The organism is Streptomyces sp. SID5785 (genome assembly GCF_009870065.1).
Taxonomy (GTDB): Bacteria; Actinomycetota; Actinomycetes; order Streptomycetales; family Streptomycetaceae; genus Streptomyces.
Genome location: NZ_WWIA01000392.1, coordinates 1 through 892, shown reverse-complemented (window position 1 = coordinate 892; position 892 = coordinate 1). Strand labels below are relative to the sequence as shown.

Here is an 892-nt window from a genome sequence, read left to right as displayed (position 1 = left end):
GCGACCAGGAGGATCCCGCACCCGGCCGCCGACGCACCGAGCGTCGCCGCGAACGACCCGAGGTGCGGCGAGCCGCCGAACGGCAGCGGCGTCACCAGGTTCAGGTCGTCGGACGCGACCGCCCGGCGCACCGGCGCGACGAGGTTCACCGCGCCGACCGCCCACCAGGAGGCGGCGTACAGCCCGCACAGCGCGACGGGCAGCCGCAGCAGTGCGTACGCCACCGAGCGCCATGCCGCCGCGTCACGCAGCCGCCCCTCGGTGCGCGCGACCGCGCCGCCGCGGACGAGCGGGGCGGCCGGCGCCGCCACCCGTTCCCCCAGCAGGCCGCCCGCCAGAGCGCGCTGGAGCGCGCCGAGCCCACGGGCGAGGGCCAGTCCGGCCACCAGGAACAGCACCCCGAGCACGGCCCCGACCAGCGTCAGCGTGAACGCGGAGCCGAGCACCAGCGCGACCACGACGAGGACGAACCCGGCGACCGCGGGCACGGCCGAGACCACCACGTAGACGGCCTCGGCCACGGCCCGCCGGGGCGCGAACGCCGTCACGGCCGTGCGCACGGCCCCGCGCTCACGCATCGCGGCGCACCAGCACGTACCCGCCGGCCGACAGCAGCGCCGCCGTGTACGCGCACAGCACCGCGAATCCGGCCCACGGCGAGAGCATGCCGTCCACCGGCACGGTGACCGCCAGCGAGTTGCCCGCGATCATCGTCGGGAAGAACCTGGCGACCGTTGTGCCCGTCGTCCCCGACAGCAGCGCGGGCAGCACCAGGGTCAGGCCCACCAGTGCCGCGATCGCGCTCGCGGTGTGCCGGGTGAGCGCGCCGAGCCCGATGCCCGACAGCCCCACCATCGCCAGATACGCCCCGGCCATGAGCAGGGCCCGCAGC

General features: G+C 76.9%; 1 protein-coding gene and 1 pseudogene. Both read right to left on the bottom strand.

Going from position 1 to position 892, the window contains the following annotated elements; all coding sequences use genetic code 11:
* Positions 1 to 578: sensor domain-containing protein (locus tag GTW43_RS12825; protein ID WP_202501378.1), on the bottom strand; the 578-nt coding region annotated here is incomplete at its 3' end.
* Positions 571 to 892 (bottom strand): annotated as a pseudogene (locus GTW43_RS12820) (ABC transporter permease); the annotation flags it as partial. The pseudogene GTW43_RS12820 and the gene GTW43_RS12825, both read right to left, overlap by 8 nt.